Annotated in this window: 15 protein-coding genes, 2 tRNA genes and 1 rRNA gene; 2 read left to right on the forward strand and 16 right to left on the reverse strand. The window is 48.6% G+C overall.

Translation table 11 applies throughout. The features are described 5' to 3' along the window. The 11 genes from CKW00_RS11525 to tilS form a co-directional block, all read right to left on the reverse strand. A 16S ribosomal RNA gene (locus CKW00_RS11525) occupies positions 1 to 103 on the reverse strand; the annotation flags it as partial. Between the two features lie 332 nt (positions 104 to 435). After that, on the reverse strand, positions 436 to 1,917 hold the full coding sequence (gene lysS / locus CKW00_RS11530) for a lysine--tRNA ligase (protein WP_095822694.1): 1,482 nt from the start codon (positions 1,915 to 1,917) through the stop codon (positions 436 to 438). Positions 1,918 to 2,063: 146 nt separating this feature from the next. Beyond that, positions 2,064 to 2,564: a 2-amino-4-hydroxy-6-hydroxymethyldihydropteridine diphosphokinase gene (folK, locus tag CKW00_RS11535; RefSeq protein WP_095822695.1), complete on the reverse strand. Its 501-nt coding sequence runs from the start codon at positions 2,562 to 2,564 to the stop codon at positions 2,064 to 2,066. Next, positions 2,564 to 2,926: a dihydroneopterin aldolase gene (gene folB / locus CKW00_RS11540; RefSeq protein ID WP_095822696.1), complete on the reverse strand. Its 363-nt coding sequence runs from the start codon at positions 2,924 to 2,926 to the stop codon at positions 2,564 to 2,566. Before folB ends, folK begins: the two co-directional genes overlap by 1 nt. Continuing rightward, positions 2,919 to 3,749, reverse strand: a complete 831-nt coding sequence (gene folP / locus CKW00_RS11545; RefSeq protein WP_095822697.1) for a dihydropteroate synthase — start codon at positions 3,747 to 3,749, stop codon at positions 2,919 to 2,921. The genes folB and folP overlap by 8 nt, the downstream gene beginning before the upstream one ends. Positions 3,750 to 3,840: 91 nt before the next feature. Beyond that, positions 3,841 to 4,767 (reverse strand): cysteine synthase A, encoded by a 927-nt coding sequence (gene cysK, locus CKW00_RS11550; RefSeq protein ID WP_095822698.1) that lies wholly within the window; start codon positions 4,765 to 4,767, stop codon positions 3,841 to 3,843. A gap of 423 nt (positions 4,768 to 5,190) precedes the next feature. Beyond that, complete coding sequence (hslO, locus tag CKW00_RS11555; protein WP_095822699.1) at positions 5,191 to 6,066, reverse strand: Hsp33 family molecular chaperone HslO; 876 nt, start codon at positions 6,064 to 6,066, stop codon at positions 5,191 to 5,193. Next, positions 6,063 to 6,860 (reverse strand): type III pantothenate kinase, encoded by a 798-nt coding sequence (locus tag CKW00_RS11560; RefSeq protein ID WP_095822700.1) that lies wholly within the window; start codon positions 6,858 to 6,860, stop codon positions 6,063 to 6,065. Before CKW00_RS11560 ends, hslO begins: the two co-directional genes overlap by 4 nt. Positions 6,861 to 6,986: 126 nt before the next feature. Then, positions 6,987 to 9,017, reverse strand: a complete 2,031-nt coding sequence (gene ftsH, locus CKW00_RS11565; RefSeq protein ID WP_095822701.1) for an ATP-dependent zinc metalloprotease FtsH — start codon at positions 9,015 to 9,017, stop codon at positions 6,987 to 6,989. An 82-nt stretch (positions 9,018 to 9,099) separates the two neighbouring features. Continuing rightward, positions 9,100 to 9,645 carry a hypoxanthine phosphoribosyltransferase gene (gene hpt / locus CKW00_RS11570; protein ID WP_076572687.1) on the reverse strand — a complete coding sequence of 182 codons (546 nt, stop codon included), beginning with the start codon at positions 9,643 to 9,645 and terminating at the stop codon, positions 9,100 to 9,102. Then, positions 9,638 to 11,023, reverse strand: coding sequence for a tRNA lysidine(34) synthetase TilS (gene tilS, locus CKW00_RS11575; protein ID WP_158221313.1), 1,386 nt, complete (start codon positions 11,021 to 11,023; stop codon positions 9,638 to 9,640). The genes hpt and tilS overlap by 8 nt, the downstream gene beginning before the upstream one ends. Before the next feature lie 219 nt (positions 11,024 to 11,242). On the opposite strand from tilS, the gene CKW00_RS11580 reads away from it, so the two are divergent. Then, positions 11,243 to 11,316: transfer RNA gene (locus CKW00_RS11580), tRNA-Met, on the forward strand. Between the two features lie 5 nt (positions 11,317 to 11,321). Further along, positions 11,322 to 11,393: transfer RNA gene (locus CKW00_RS11585), tRNA-Glu, on the forward strand. 154 nt (positions 11,394 to 11,547) lie between these two features. On the opposite strand, the gene CKW00_RS11590 is transcribed toward CKW00_RS11585, so the two are convergent. From CKW00_RS11590 to CKW00_RS11610, 5 genes are all read right to left on the reverse strand, one after another. Further along, positions 11,548 to 11,937, reverse strand: coding sequence for a S1 domain-containing RNA-binding protein (locus CKW00_RS11590; RefSeq protein WP_095822703.1), 390 nt, complete (start codon positions 11,935 to 11,937; stop codon positions 11,548 to 11,550). A gap of 74 nt (positions 11,938 to 12,011) precedes the next feature. Beyond that, positions 12,012 to 12,389: an FtsB family cell division protein gene (locus CKW00_RS11595; RefSeq protein WP_095822704.1), complete on the reverse strand. Its 378-nt coding sequence runs from the start codon at positions 12,387 to 12,389 to the stop codon at positions 12,012 to 12,014. Positions 12,390 to 12,536: 147 nt separating this feature from the next. Then, on the reverse strand, positions 12,537 to 12,800 hold the full coding sequence (locus CKW00_RS11600; protein ID WP_008591391.1) for an RNA-binding S4 domain-containing protein: 264 nt from the start codon (positions 12,798 to 12,800) through the stop codon (positions 12,537 to 12,539). Beyond that, a complete protein-coding gene (gene yabN / locus CKW00_RS11605) occupies positions 12,797 to 14,245 on the reverse strand; it encodes a bifunctional methyltransferase/pyrophosphohydrolase YabN (RefSeq protein WP_095822705.1) in 1,449 nt (482 codons plus the stop codon). Before yabN ends, CKW00_RS11600 begins: the two co-directional genes overlap by 4 nt. Before the next feature lies 1 nt (position 14,246). Next, positions 14,247 to 15,761: a putative polysaccharide biosynthesis protein gene (locus tag CKW00_RS11610; RefSeq protein WP_143544247.1), complete on the reverse strand. Its 1,515-nt coding sequence runs from the start codon at positions 15,759 to 15,761 to the stop codon at positions 14,247 to 14,249. Positions 15,762 to 15,891: the final 130 nt, after the last annotated feature.

Genomic DNA, 15,891 nt, shown 5'->3' on the forward strand with positions numbered 1-15,891 from the left:
AGCGTCCGCCCCGAAGGGCTTCAACTCGCTTCCCGCGCTCGACTTGCATGTATTAGGCACGCCGCCAGCGTTCGTCCTGAGCCAGGATCAAACTCTCCATAAAAGAGATTGATTAGCTCAATCATAATTCGTTCAAAAAATTGACGCATGGCATAAAACATTGTTCAGTTTTCAAAGATCCATTACAATGTCGCCTCAAAACAGCGACTTAATTAATATATCATGCTGAGGGTTTCCCGTCAACAACTTTATATATTTTTTATTTTCGCACTGCTTGCCGTTTCCGGCTTTCTTAATGCGACAAATAATAATTTATCACGATTCAGAATCACGTGCAATAGTTGCTTAATTAAAAGTTTTTTCTGAAAAACATCTGCAGGTATTTTAAGTAATAATAGAAAAACCGCCCTTTTGAAGGACGGTTTTTCATAATCTTTACTTTTGCTTCATTTGTGGGAACAACAGGACGTCACGAATGGAAGAAGAATTCGTCAAAAGCATTACGAGACGATCGACTCCTATGCCGAGACCGCCTGTCGGCGGCATTCCATATTCCAGAGATTCGAGAAAATCTTCATCCATAAGGTGAGCTTCATCGTTCCCGGCTTCTCTTTCTTCCACCTGAGCTTCAAATCTCTTCCGCTGATCTATCGGGTCATTCAGTTCGGAAAATGCGTTGGCATGTTCCCTGCCGACGATGAACAGTTCGAAACGATCCGTAAAGCGTTTATCGTCCGGGTTCTGTTTGGCGAGTGGAGAAATTTCTACAGGATGACCATATATGAAAGTAGGCTGAATAAGCTTCTCTTCGACTTTCTGTTCGAAGAATTCGTTCATGATATGTCCGAATGCCATATTTTTATCGATTTCCACCCCGTGGTCTGCAGCTAATTGACGGGCTTCATCATCCGACATCTCTTTCCGGAAATCTACACCTGTCTCTTCTTTGATGGCATCCGCCATATGCAGTCGTGTCCATTTCGGTTCGAGGTCGATTTCCTGTTCCCCGTAAGCTATTTTACTTGTATTGAGAACGTCTTTTGCAATGTGAGCTATCAGTTCTTCCGTAAGATCCATGATATCGTGGTAATCTCCGAAAGCTTCATATAGCTCAAGCATTGTGAACTCGGGGTTATGGCGTGTGGATACTCCCTCATTACGGAAGACGCGCCCGATTTCGTAAACTTTTTCAAGGCCGCCCACGATAAGGCGCTTCAAGTGAAGTTCAATGGCGATCCTCATATACAGCTCCGTATCAAGAGCATTGTGGTGAGTTACGAACGGACGTGCTGCCGCTCCGCCAGGAATACCGTGCATCATAGGTGTCTCTACTTCGAGGAAACCGAGACCATCGAGATAACGGCGCATCGACTGGATGATTTTACTCCGGGTAATAAACGTTTCTTTACTCGAAGGGTTCGTAATAAGATCCAGGTAGCGCTGACGATAACGCTGTTCCACGTCTTTCAGTCCATGGAACTTTTCCGGAAGGGGACGCAGGGATTTCGTCAGCATATGGAACTTCTGTGCTTTGACCGAGAGTTCGCCGACGTTCGTTTTGAACATAACGCCTTCTACCCCGACGATATCTCCCATGTCCGCTGATTTGAAAAGCTCATAGTTCTCTTCTCCGATTTCATCTTTGCGGACGTAAAGCTGAATCTGACCACTGAGGTCCTGTATGTGAGCGAAACCTGTTTTCCCCTTGCCGCGTTTTGTCATAATTCTCCCCGCCACGACAGCCGGCACCTGTTTCTCTTCAAGTTCCTCTTTCGTAACTTCTTCATATGACTCGTGCAGATCCTGAGCTAAATGCGTACGCTCGAACTTGTCTCCAAAAGGGTCGATCCCCTGTTCTCTATAGCTGTTCATTTTGTCGAGACGTACCTGCATATATTCATTCATCTCATCAGCCATGCTTCTCACTCCGTTCTATGTTTAATTTCACCGCTTCAAAATAGAATACTGCCAGCAAATCACACACTGGCAGTATCATACTATTGAATAGTATAGAAAAGACCATCCCGGGTGTCAACGGTTTGAGCGCTTTTCACCGGGCTGTACTAAAGCCTGCAGTCTACCTTTCTCACTGCCTTCCACTCTTTTTCCGACAATCCTTCCACCAGCTCCTCTACGCTCTTCCCGTCATTGCGGATGATGAGTTTTTTTTCGACATCCGCCAGAGGGATGAGGGCAAAAGCCCGCTCATGTAAATGAGGGTGCGGCAAAACGAGACGTTCGGTGTTGATTTCTTTCCGGTTGAAAGCCAGTATATCAAGGTCTATCGTTCTTGGTCCCCACTTCACGAGACGTTCTCTTCCAAGTTCCAGCTCAATATTCTGGCACACATCGAGAAGCTCCAGCGGTTCAAGGGAAGTGCTTAGCATAATTACCATGTTAAGAAAATCTTCCTGTTCCACATACCCGACCGGATCCGTCTCGTAAAGTGCAGAAAACCGCTCCACCTTTACAGAAGGATGTTCCCCGAGAAGGCGGATAGCTTCCTGAAAATATGTTTTCCGCGGATCGATATTTGATCCCAGGGCAACGTAAGCTGTATTCATCAGTCACGACTCCGGTAAATCTCAATGGACACCGAATCATAGTGTCCCGGGATCGGAGGGTGCAGTTTATTCACTCTCACCTGGCAGGCTTCAAGCATCGCGAACTCTGCAAACAGCTTCCCGGCTATTTCCTCGGCTACGGTTTCCACAAGGTTTCTCGCAGGGCCTTCCACGATTTCTTTCGTAACTTCATGTACTGCTCCGTAATCGATCGACTTCGAAACGTCGTCCGTCGATGCCGCTTCTTTCAATTCTGCTTCCAGCTGCAGATCTACCGTGAAATGCTGTCCCAGTTTATTCTCCTCCGGAAAAACCCCATGGTATCCGTAAAACTTCATGCTGTTCAAATATATTTTATCCATTCCACTCACCTCTCCCCATCATTGCATCCATCATTTTCGTCATTCGTACGATTTCTTTCACGTCGTGCACTCTTACGATACCCACACCCTGGGTAATGCCGAAACAAACGGTCGCTCCGGTACCTTCCATGCGGTCTTCGGTCTCCGTATTCAGCACGGTGCCGATGAAACGTTTCCTGGAACTTCCGAGCAGGAGCGGGTAACCCAGCTCTTTGAATTCTTTTAAGTGACGCATCGCCACCATGTTATCCTGCATCGTCTTCGCAAAACCGATGCCCGGGTCCAGAATAATGTCCGACTCCGGTACCCCTTTGCCCCGTGCGATTTCCACACTCTCCAGAAGATCCGCTTTCATATCTTCAATGAGAGACGAGTAGTTACGCTCCTCCCGGTTGTGCATAAGGATAATCGGTACCCCGCAGGTGGCAGCAACTTCGGCAATACGAGGATCACGCTTCGCTCCCCAGACATCGTTGATAATATCGGCACCTGCTTCGATCGCCTGTCTGGCCACTTCCGCTTTGTACGTATCGATAGAAATAGGGACGGAGACCTCTTTTCGTACTTCCCGTATTATCGGAACGATCCTTTCAATCTCTTCCTGTTCCGAAACAGGCTCGTGCCCCGGCCTTGTCGACTCTCCGCCGATATCTATAATGGAAGCACCATCCGCCACCATTTGTCCCGCATGTTCTACGGCGCGGGAAACGTCATTGAAACGGCCCCCGTCCGAAAAGGAATCGGGAGTGACATTCAGAATACCCATCACCAGGGTCTCTTCATCCAAGTCATACGTTCGTCGTCCAATTCGTATGTTATTCATTTTTACCCACCTGACTTTTGTCATTTTCTATACCGATAATAACCGATTCTTTTCAAAAATAAAACTGCACCCTTTTAAGGATGCAGTTACATTATTCGTCATCGAACTGATACAGCGGTGTCGAAAGGTAACGTTCTCCGTTACTTGGAATAATCGCAAGTACTTTCTTCCCTTTTCCCAGCCGTTTCGCCACTTGTTTAGCTGCATAAATAGCGGCACCGGAGGAGATTCCTCCCAGTACACCATCTTTACGGGCTGCCGCTCGCGCTTCTTCAAATGACTGATCTGTCGTCACCTGGATCACTTCAGAATATATATCCGTATCGAGAATGGACGGGATAAAACCGGCCCCGAGTCCCTGGATTTTGTGCGGACCCGGTTCTCCCCCGGAGAGGATAGGGCTGTCTTCCGGTTCGACAGCTACTATTTCGATATCTTTGTATTTCTCTTTCAACACCCGTCCCGCACCTGAAATGGTGCCTCCTGTACCGATCCCTGCAACGAACGCGTCCAGTTCTTCACCCATCTGTTCCACTATTTCAGGTCCTGTCGTGTTTGCGTGCACTTCCACGTTCGCCTGGTTATCAAATTGCTGAGGCATAAAATACCCGTGGCTTTCACTAAGTTCAGAAGCTTTTCTTATAGCGCCCTTCATTCCTTCTGCGCCGGGGGTAAGTATAAGTTCCGCCCCATAGGCTCTCAGGAGGTTCCGCCGTTCCTGGCTCATCGTATCAGGCATGACAAGTTTCGTTTTGTACCCTTTCGCAGCCGCGATCATCGCAATACCGATCCCTGTGTTTCCACTCGTAGGTTCGACAATCACGTCCCCCTCTTTCAGGTTCCCTTCCTTCTCGGCCGCCTCGATCATGGCGAGCGCTATTCTGTCTTTGACCGAACTTCCGGGGTTCATGTATTCAAGTTTAAGATAAATATCGGCATGACCTTCTTCAGCACTGCCGTTCAGCTTAACTACAGGGGTTTTTCCAACGAGCTCCGTAATGTCATTAGCTATCCTCATTCGACCACTCCTAATTCCTAGTATTTTAATAGGGTTTGATACTAATGTAAAGCAAAGCAAAGAAAATGTCAATTACAACGAAAAGCGGAAACTTCCGGTTAGAAGCGCTGGCCTAAGCAGGAGGCTTACTTTTCGGGTGCCTTATCCCGAAAATAAGTGTACTGCTTAGGACATGAGCTTCTGGAAGTTGCAGCTGGACAAACGAAAAGCGTAAGCGCCCGTTCAGAAATGAGGGCATAAGCAGACCGGTCACGTGAAAGGTGACTTTCCTTTCACTGATCCGAGCTGCTTATGACATGAATTTCTGGGCGCTGCAGCTGGACAAACGAAAAGCGGAAACTTCCGGTTAGAAGTTTCGAGCAGAAGCACCCGAAATAAAAAACGGACCGGCTTCTGCCGGTCCGTAGTCATACTTATTTCTTCTTAAGAAGTGGACTGAAGACTTTTCAGATCCTGCTCATCAAGCTGGTACACTTCGTTACAGAAATGGCAGGTAGCTTCTGCGCCTCCATCTTCTTCTATCATACGGTCGATTTCTTCGTCTCCGAGACTGGCGATGGCTGTCTCGATTCTTTCTCTGGAACAATGGCATTCGAAAGCCACAGGCAGGGAATCAAGAACCTTCACATTTTCCGCACCGAGAATCGTGTTCAGAACTTCTTCCGGAGTTTTACCTTCGTTAACCAGTGTGGACACCGACTTCATTTCAGTAAGTCTCCGTTCGATCTCACTGATCGTCTCTTCCGAAGCTCCGGGCATCATCTGAATGATAAAACCTCCTGAAGCACTGATCGTATAATCGGTATCCACCAGTACACCGGCTCCTACAGCCGAAGGAACCTGTTCGGAATTGGTGAAGTAATACGTAAAGTCTTCAGCTATTTCCCCGGAAATAATCGGCACCTGACCTGTGAAGTAATCCTTCAGACCAAGATCTTTGACTACGCTGATCGAACCGCTGTCTCCTACAGCTCTGGCCACGTCGAGCTTTCCATGTTCATTGGAGTCGAAGTCTACGTGAGGGTTTTGGATGTACCCGCGCACATTCCCTGTAGATGCAGCGTCCACAATAATCGCTCCGGCCGGACCGTTGCCTTCGACCTTAATCGTCATTTTGTCGTCGCCTTTCATCATCGCCCCCATCATGGAACCGATGGTAAGCGTACGGCCGAGCGCTGCCGATGTAGTAGCCCACGCATCGTGACGGCGTCTCGCCTCTTCCACCATGTCCGTAGACTGTATAGCATACGCACGTACCTGACCTTCAAAAGCCGTTGCCCGAATTAGATGATCTTTCATGTTGTACCTCCTTGAAATATATCCTTATCCTTATTTCTCTGATAAATGACGTTCAATCCTTTTAAAGTCAAAAACGGATCGACGTGTTCTACCGTCCGTGATTCATTCGCGATCAGATCGGCCAGCCCTCCCGTAGCAATAACGGAAGGTTCCTCCCCGTTCGCTTCCTTCATTCTGCGTACCACTTCGTCCACCTGACCTACATACCCGTAGAAAACGCCGGACTGCATCGCTTCCACCGTTGACTGACCTACGACTTCCCCCGGCTGTTTGATTTCTATTTTAGGAAGCTTCGCCGCCTTGGCGTACAGAGCTTCCATAGAAATATTAATACCCGGCGCAATCGCTCCTCCGGCATACCGGTTCTCCCCGTCGATATAGCAGTACGTGGTAGCCGTACCAAAATCGATGATGATGGCCGGAGTCGTATAATCATGGATGGCACCGACAGCATTCACAATACGGTCCGCACCGATTTCGGCAGGGTTCGGGTAAGCCATTTCCAGCCCTTCTTCCACTTCTTCCCTCCCGATAACGATAGGCTTACGGTGGAAGTATTTCTCCGACACCCGCTCAAGCGCGTACATAATGGGAGGAACCACGGAAGAAATAGTGACACCCTTGATATCCGAAAACGACAGACCTTCATAAGCGAACAGCGACTGGATGAGCATCCCGTATTCATCTTCCGTTTTGTGACGATCGGTCTTAATCCGCCAATGATATTTTAATACATCTTCTTTAAAAACACCTAACACCGTGTTTGTGTTCCCTACGTCGAGTACAAAATTCATAGAAACAGCCCCCATACCTTCGTATCGTACTTCATCTGGGTTTATAATATCATAATTTCTCACCCGCTGCCGAAAGAAGGGAGCTGTACCGCAATGGCACAGCTCCCCCGAAACTACCAACATTTATTAACGCTTATCTTCGTCGTCCGTCTGAGTCCAATCAGCATTATCATCTGTTTTTTCCGTTCCTTCTTCCGTCTCTTCAGAGGAGGCAGTTTCCTTATCTGAAGATGGTGCACTGGATTTCAACTCGTCACTTTCTTCCAGGGAAGAAGACTCGTGAATAGTAGAGTTGTTCTTTTGAGCAAGTTCTTCCAGTTCTTCTTCCGTAGGCATGCGGCCTTCCTCAAACAGATACTTGATTTCTGTAGCATCGAGCGTTTCTACTTCGAGAAGCGTCTGAGCCATCAGTTCAAGCTTATCTTTATGCTCTGTGAGGATCTGCTTGGCACGATCATAACAGTAATTGATGAAGTTCTGAATTTCTCTATCAATTTCAAAAGCAATTTGATCACTGTAGTTCTGTTCGTTCTGAATGTCCCGGCCGAGGAATACCTGGCCGCCCTGACTGGAACCGAACTGGAGCGGTCCGAGTTTTTCACTCATGCCGTACTCCGTGACCATACTGCGGGCAATGTTCGTAGCACGCTGGAAGTCGTTGTGGGCACCGGTACTGACTTCACCGAACATAATCTCTTCTGCTACCCGGCCACCGAGCAGCCCGGTAATTTTATCGAAGAGTTCCGGTTTAGTCATGAAGTAGCGGTCCTCTCTCGGAAGCATTACAGCATAACCTCCGGCCTGACCACGCGGAACAATTGTAACTTTGTGGACCATGTCCGCATCATCCAGCACCATACCGATAACAGTGTGACCACTTTCGTGGTGGGCAACGATATCGCGTTCTTTCTTCGAGATGACCCGGCTCTTCTTGGCAGGACCTGCGATTACGCGGTCAATCGCTTCATCGATATCCGCCATTTCAATCTTATCTTTATCCGTTCGTGCCGCTACAAGAGCCGCCTCGTTAAGGAGGTTTTCAAGATCGGCACCGGAGAACCCTGGTGTACGAAGAGCGATCGTCTTCAGATCCACATCCGTACTAAGAGGTTTCTCCCGGACGTGTACTGCAAGTACAGCTTCACGACCTTTTACATCCGGACGGTTAACCGTGATCTGACGGTCAAAACGTCCTGGACGAAGCAGGGCAGGGTCAAGGATATCCGGACGGTTGGTAGCTGCAATCATGATGATTCCTTCATTGGCTCCGAACCCGTCCATTTCCACAAGCAGCTGGTTCAACGTCTGCTCACGCTCATCGTGACCACCGCCAAGACCGGCGCCACGCTGACGTCCCACTGCATCCATCTCGTCGATAAAGATGATACACGGAGCGTTCTTCTTCGCGTTTTCGAAGAGATCACGGACACGTGATGCACCGACACCGACAAACATTTCAACGAAGTCGGAACCACTGATGGAGAAGAAAGGTACGCCTGCTTCTCCGGCTACGGCACGGGCAAGAAGAGTCTTACCTGTACCAGGAGGCCCCATGAGGAGCACCCCTTTTGGAATCCGGGCACCGACCTGCGCGAACTTACGAGGGTCTTTAAGGAAATCGACGACCTCCACAAGTTCCTGTTTCTCTTCATCGGCGCCTGCGACGTCTTTAAAGCGGACTTTCTGCTTGTCATCGCTGTACATTTTCGCTTTACTTTTACCCATGTTCATGACCTTGCCGCCACCGCCCTGAGACTGATTCAGCAGGAAGAAGAACAGAATGAAGATAATGACAAAAGGAATGATTCCTGTAAGGAACGTCACCCATGCACTAGGCTCTTCTTCTTCTTCTACGTTCAGAATGCTCTGGCCGGTCGCTGTTTCAGTCACCTGGGAAATGAACTGTTCGTTCGCAGGAAGATGTACACTGAAGGAATTATCTTCCCCTTCCCCTTCCAGCTGACCTTTAGCAACATATACGTTGTTGACAGGCTGTAAAGTTAATTCCTGTATTTCACCATTATCAAGTCTATCTAAAAACTGGTTCACAGAAAGTGTTTCCTGTGGCTCACCTTGACCTCGGAACAGGCTTAATATGCCAATTACAACGAGGAAGATAAGTAAGTAAAAAATTGTATTTCTGAATATCCGATTCATTGCCTACCTCCTCCTGTGAGAGAAAACTATAGTAAATAGTATCACATTAAATTCGTTCCCTACAAATAATTACTACTGAAAGTCAGTCGTTTTTCCCGCTGTATATTTCCGGTTTCAACACACCGATGTACGGCAGATTTCTGTATTTTTCGTTGTAATCCAGTCCGTACCCTACCACAAACTCGTCAGGAACTTCAAAACCGACGGTGTCCGCCTTGATCTGAGCATACCGTCCTGCAGGCTTGTCCAGCAGCGTTACGATTTTTATGGAATTCGCTTTCCTGTATTTAAACAGATCCACCAGATAATTGAGGGTGCGGCCACTGTCAATGATATCTTCTATGATGAGAAGGTCCCGGCCTTCCACCTGCGTATCGAGGTCTTTCTCGATTTTGACTTCTCCTGTGGAGCGCATACCTGCGTAACTGGACACGTCCATAAAGTCCATTTCCAGATGGATATCCATGCGCTTCACAAGGTCGGACATGAAAGGCATAGCTCCTTTCAGTACGCAAATTGCCAATGGGAAGCGATTTTCATATTCACGGGAAAGTTCCCCGCCTATTTCACTGCATTTGTTCTGTATTTCCTCTTCGGAAATCAAAATACGTTCTATTTCGTTATGCATCCTCGTTCCTCCTACCAGCTCTGTTGTAAGTCACTCGGATCAGGGAACCCGTAGTCTGTTCCACTGCCGCTTTTTTTATTCCGGGAATCCATAGAACAGTACCATCACTGTCTGTAACGACCGGCCAGCCTTCCCTTTCTCTCAAGGGAACTTTGCGATCGATGAAAATGTCTTTTATCTTTTTCGTCCCCTTCATTCCTGCAGGCTTCATCCGATCTCCGTCCCGGCGGGTTCTGACAATCAGAGGGAAACTCACGTGAGATTCATCACATATAAATTCGTTCGGAGATACTTCTTCCGCTCCGGTTACGAAGTCGGCTGCCAGTCCGTCTCCTCCGGGAAGAAGAACGGATTCACCGGGCTGGAGCTCCAGCCGATAGGAGGCAGGCTCCGGGTCTTCAAATGTGAACAGAATCTTGTCGTATTCTCTGATAATATGAAGGTCTTTCGGAAAATTCAGGGTACTGTTTGCCCGATCACCATCCATTAACCGTAAAAACAAATCTTCATGAACATAAGTGATATTTTCTGTCTGTCCATTGTACAGATAGTTCAATATTAGATGAAAGGCTCTTCTTTGTAAAGCAATCGGATAACGTTGCAGAGAACTTATGGAAGCTTCCGCTCTGCCTTCGGAAAAGGAGAACTCCTCCATGATTTCAGAAGCTTTTTCCAGAAGAAACGTTTCGTCTTCCATCTTTCTTTCACTGTAGGCCTGAATGTGGGTATGAAGTTTCGGGTTCTGTTCTTTCAAAAAAGGGATAAGCCGATGGCGAAAGGCGTTTCTCGTATATGCCGTTTCCTCGTTGGAAGGGTCATATCGCGGTGTTAGTCCTGCGTCCCTGCAGTAGCGTTCCAGTTCTTCTTTCGTCATCTCCAGCAGCGGCCGAATAATCTGTCCGCCGGCGAATTTTCTCGTAACCGGCATGCCTGTTACTCCGGAGGGGCTCGCGCCACGGGTCAGCTGCATGAACAGCGTCTCCACCTGATCGTCTCCGTGGTGGCCGAGGGCCAGACTGTCTGCTTCATATGTATACATCACTTCCGCAAGTGCTTTATAGCGAAGAATGCGGGCCGCTTCCTGGGTCCCCATACTGTTCTTTTTCATGTAGCTGCCGACGTCCAGGGTGATCTTCTCCACGGGAAGGCGGAGACGTTCGCATATTTCCGCTACGTAAGCCACGTCTTCCCGGGACTCCTCTCCTCTGAGACCATGATCGATGGAAGCCGGGATTACCGTCAGTGACAGAGATTGTTTCAACTCGGAAAGGTAGTGCAGCAGCGCCAGAGAGTCCGGACCTCCGGAGATTGCGGCGACTATCGTATCTCCTTCTCTGATAAGTCCGTGCCTTTGTACGAAAGTATCCACCTTCTTCATATCTTCATCCCCCATCTGTCGCCCTTTTATGTTATCACTGGACGTTATCCCGTACAAGAAAAGCGGGGAGTTCCCGATAAAAAAATCCCTTCCTCCAGTTCAATATTTGGTCACTTCCCTTTTCCCGGGAAAATGAAGATATCCGCAGTGAAAAAATGTGCCATACCCGTTGACAGTCTTTTCAGGATTGTGTATTATAATCTTTGTGCTTAAAACAACGGCGGCGTAGCTCAGCTGGCTAGAGCGTACGGTTCATACCCGTGAGGTCGTGGGTTCGATTCCCTCCGCCGCCATTTGCGGCCCGTTGGTCAAGCGGTTAAGACACCGCCCTTTCACGGCGGTAACACGGGTTCGAGTCCCGTACGGGTCATACCACAGACCGTTTTCCATACCGGAAGGCGGTTTTTTTGTTGCATAAAAAAAGAGCGGAGTCAGGAGCTGTCCCTGATCTTCCGCTCTTTTTGATTTAATTTGAGATTGAGCCTCTTTTTCTGCAACATTCATCGATTGTTATAGACAGCAAGCTACCCTCTCTTAGAGCCGCGGCCTCCGCGTTTCGATTCTGTATGCTTTTTCAGTGACGTCAAACGCTCATCACTATCTTTCATGAAGCGGCTCATCTTTTGTTCAAAAGATTCCTCCGGCTTGCGGGGCTTTTGGGGCTGCGTACGCTTCGGTGTTTCTTTCGCCTTTTTAATGGAGAGGCCGATTTTCCCATCGTCTCCTACGTTGATGACTTTCACCTGCACTTCATCCCCGCGACTTAGATGTTCGTTGATATCCTTCACATAGTTGTCGGCGACTTCACTGATGTGAACAAGACCGGTCTGACCCTCCGGAAGCTCCACAAACGCTCCAAAATTAGTGATACCAGTAACCTTACCCTGTAACTTGCTGCCTACTTCAATGGCCATAAAAAAAATGCTCCTCCTTAAAATTTCGATAAAAGAATTTCCTACCTTATTATATATATGCTTTTAAAAAAGTGTCAATATGAAGGTTCTTCATTGGGAATTTTAAAGATAATTTCTCCTTCTTTAGAGAAGAAGTAATTACTTCTGGCAATCTCAAGAACGTATTCTTCCTGCTGGAGGAGTTCTTTCTCTTCCTTAAGGTCCGCTTCTTTCTCTTCCAGACTGGCCATCTCTTCCTGCAATTGTTCATACTCCGCTTCTTTTTCAGCGTATACCATACGTTGTTGGACATGATAAACAGCGAGTGAGCTCGTTATAATCAGCATGAGCAAACCAAATAAAGCCAGACGGCGGAACAAACGCTTCTTTTTTCTTCTTTGCCGCTCTACATGTGCTTCATACTGATCCATGTATGTAGAGTCCAACCGTGTAACCGATTTCTTTTCACTCATTGTTTTACAAGCCTCCTTACACTCATTATACATGTTTTTATTGAAATGTAACCTATAAATCCCGTGAATTTCCTACTATCTTTTCACGTTTTCACTAAAAAGCTGATATTCTTCAGCTCCTCCGACATCTAAGCGCAGCGGACGGGATCAATCCTTATTGATCGCTTCTTCATTTTTGATTTCATAAAGGTCGGCAGCTTCGTCTTTACGTACAGTCTCTTTCAGTTCTTTCACTTCGATAGTCAAAAGTTTCTGCCCGAACTGGATATACAGTTCGTCCCCGACTTTCAGTTTGCTCGCAGCCTTTCCGGGCTGACCGTTGATTTTAATTCTGCCCTGATCGGCTACTTCTTTAGCCAGGGTTCTCCGTTTAATCAGACGGGCGTTTTTCAAAAATTTATCAAGTCTCATTCCGTAGTCCTCTCCTTCTCTTTAGCTTTCTGCCACCAATCTTCCAACTGTTCAAGAGACATTTCTTCCAGCTTTTCATTCCTAAGTTCCGCTTCTTTTTCAAGAAAAGCGAAGCGTCTGCGGAATTTTCTGTTCGTCTCCTGGAGCGCAAGTTCTGCATCAATCCGGTCGTGTCTTGCGAGGTTTGCAATGGTGAAAAGGAAGTCGCCCAGTTCCTTCTCCCGTTCACGCTGCGAATCAGCCGACGTATACTCCTCCCACTCTTCTTTCATTTTATCAAGAACCATAGATTTGTCATCCCAGTCGAAACCGACTCTGGACGCTTTCTTCTGGAGATCGATCGCCTGAAGAAGAGCCGGAGCGTGGGTCATCACCCCGTCGAGAAGCGAATCACGGCGAGCGTTTTGCGACTCCTTCTGCTTGATGGCTTCCCAGTTACGGCTGATTTCCTCTTCATTCATGTCTGCTTCACCGAATACGTGCGGATGGCGTCTGATCATTTTATCCGTCACTGCCCGGATGACGTCGTCAACTGTGAAGTACCCTTCATCCTCGCCGATCTGACTGTGAAGCATCACCTGCAGCAGCACATCCCCCAGCTCGTCTGCCAGGTGTTCGTCATCCTCTTCGTCGATGGCTTCAATAACCTCGTAAGCTTCTTCAATAAGATATTTTTTCAGGGAGGTGTGCGTCTGTTTCCGGTCCCACGGGCATCCGCCGGGGCCCCGGAGGCGACGGATAACGGCGCGCAGCTCCTGGAACTGATGACTCAGTATTTCCCCTGAAGCCGGCGGGACGTAGACACTTGTGAGGTTGTCCACCTCCACGGTACGGTCAAGATCGGCGAGCTCCACAGTTTCCACACGTTCCCTGTCGCTTCCGGCTGCCGTTACGATCGTCACCGGATAGTCTGCCGGAAGATCTTCAAGTAAAACAAGTTTCACTTCGGAAGCAATCATTGCATCGTACACCTGACAGAACAGAGTATGCTGCCGGTACGTCAGCCCTTCCCTTTCAAAGCCGGTGGCATCTATGAACTGGAATCCTTCCACCGGGTCTATTTTCAGAGTGCGGAAGGTATCATCGAGGAAACTCTGTCCTCCTTCGACTTCCACCTCGAGCTCCCCGTTCTCCAGAAGAAGTTGAACCGTCTTCTCTGCGACCATCGGATGACCAGGGACCGTGTAGTAGATGTCCCGGTCCCGGGCTTTTTCGATCAGCTCCTCCGTAATTGTTCCATAAACGTTTGCAAAGGAATCGAAACGTTCATAAACGTCATCAAAACTTATGAACCGGACGCCTTCCACCTGCAAATCACGTACAGCCGGATGGTCCAGCGTTCGGGTGAACACACTATTCTCTTCCGATACCAGTTTCCGGTACGTGCCGACCGAGAGCTGAGAGAGATCCCCAGCTCCGAGTCCGATAATCCGTATTTTCCCCATACTATCCGTTCTCCTTTATGAACCATTTTCTAAACTGTGCCGGCAGGGCCTCCGCAGGCAGGACCCTGAACTGCCGAAGAAGCAGAGCATACACGATAGCCCCGCCGCCTGAAGCTGCAAGTACCCAGGGAAGAAGCAGAAGCCTGCCCTCCGGGATGTAGAGCCACTTTAACGCGAGTACGAAAAGGCTCATACCGGCAAGAGCAGGTAACATACGACCCCACTTCCACGTAAACAGCCTGCTGTTCAACTTCTTTTTCAGTAAAAAAAGATTACCAGAAGCGGCAACGCTCACGGCTGCGACAGAAGCGACCGCCGACCCATAAGTTCCGAACTCCGGAATTAATACTACGTTCAAGCCCGCTTTCACTATTAAGCCGCCACCGATTAAAGCTGCCGTCCATGCAGCGTAGCCAAGTCCCTGCAGAGCGGAAGCGGCGGTCAGGGCAAGCGACACCAGAATCACCATCACCATCTGTACCCGGAGCACCCCGGTGCCGGACTCGTCCTGAAAAAACAACCTGTTTATTTCCGGAAACAGAAGCAGCAGTCCGACACTCGCGGCGGTGCTGATAACCAGAGTGAGCGCCATTGCCTGACGGACCGGTTCCACGGATTGTTCCGAGCGCACGATGGCCGGCAATATGGATAATGCGAGCGAGGAGGCAAGAACAGTAACGAGCTGGATAAGCGGCTGAGCCCTGTCGTAGATCCCCTTCCATTCCCTCGCTTCCGTTACAGAAATACCGTGGTCCTCGAGGAGGAGAGGGACGAACGTAAAGGCATCGGTCAGCTGCAAAAGCAGAAGCATCATGTAATTCACGCTGATCAGCACGCTGTAGAACAGCACCTGTTTTACGTAAGGAAAAGAAGAAACGGCAGCAGGTAACTGCTCCTGTAACTCTCTCTTCTTCCATTTCACAAAAAGATAACCTGTCGCCGCGACCATGCCCGTTATAACCGCCGCAGCGGTCCCGGTTCCGATAAAATAAACGCTTCCGGTCACGTAGACGATGGTGCTTACAATCAGAATGCCCGCCACCCGTAAAAATTGTTCCAGGATCTGGGATACAGCAGGGGTCTTCATATCCTCTTCTCCCTGAAACGCGCCCCGCAACAGTGCGAGAAACGGGACGAAAAGAAAGACGAGGAACGATGCCTTAAGAGAACTTATTAGATTCCGGTCATCCATCAGCCCGGCGAGGGATGCGGCACTTACAAAGCCTGCACCCGCAAGCAGCCAGAAAAACACCGAGAGGCAGAGGAAGACCGGTAAATAGAACGAAGCTGCCGTAAGCTTCCTGTTCTCGGCCACCACACGGGAGACCGCCGCCGGCACCCCCTGGAGCGCAAAAATTATTCCTATTCCGACAATTGGATATATTTGCTGATATACATAAAAACCGATATCGCCCCCCAGGTTCTGCAGAGGAATGCGATAACCGGCACTCAATATTTTTCCTGTAAGACCGGCCAGCATCAGCCAGGCCGTCCCTTGCAACCAACTATTTTTCATATGGAAACCTTTCAACTATAAAATAATACTCCCATTATATCACAGTGCCGCTCTGGTTCTTCACCGCAAAAACCAAAATCCCCCTGCCGCCTGTTCCTCTTTTGCGCAGGCAACGGCAGTCAGGGGGTCT

It is taken from the genome of Salimicrobium humidisoli, from assembly GCF_002295105.1.
In the GTDB taxonomy this organism is placed as follows: domain Bacteria; phylum Bacillota; class Bacilli; order Bacillales; family Halobacillaceae; genus Salimicrobium; species Salimicrobium humidisoli.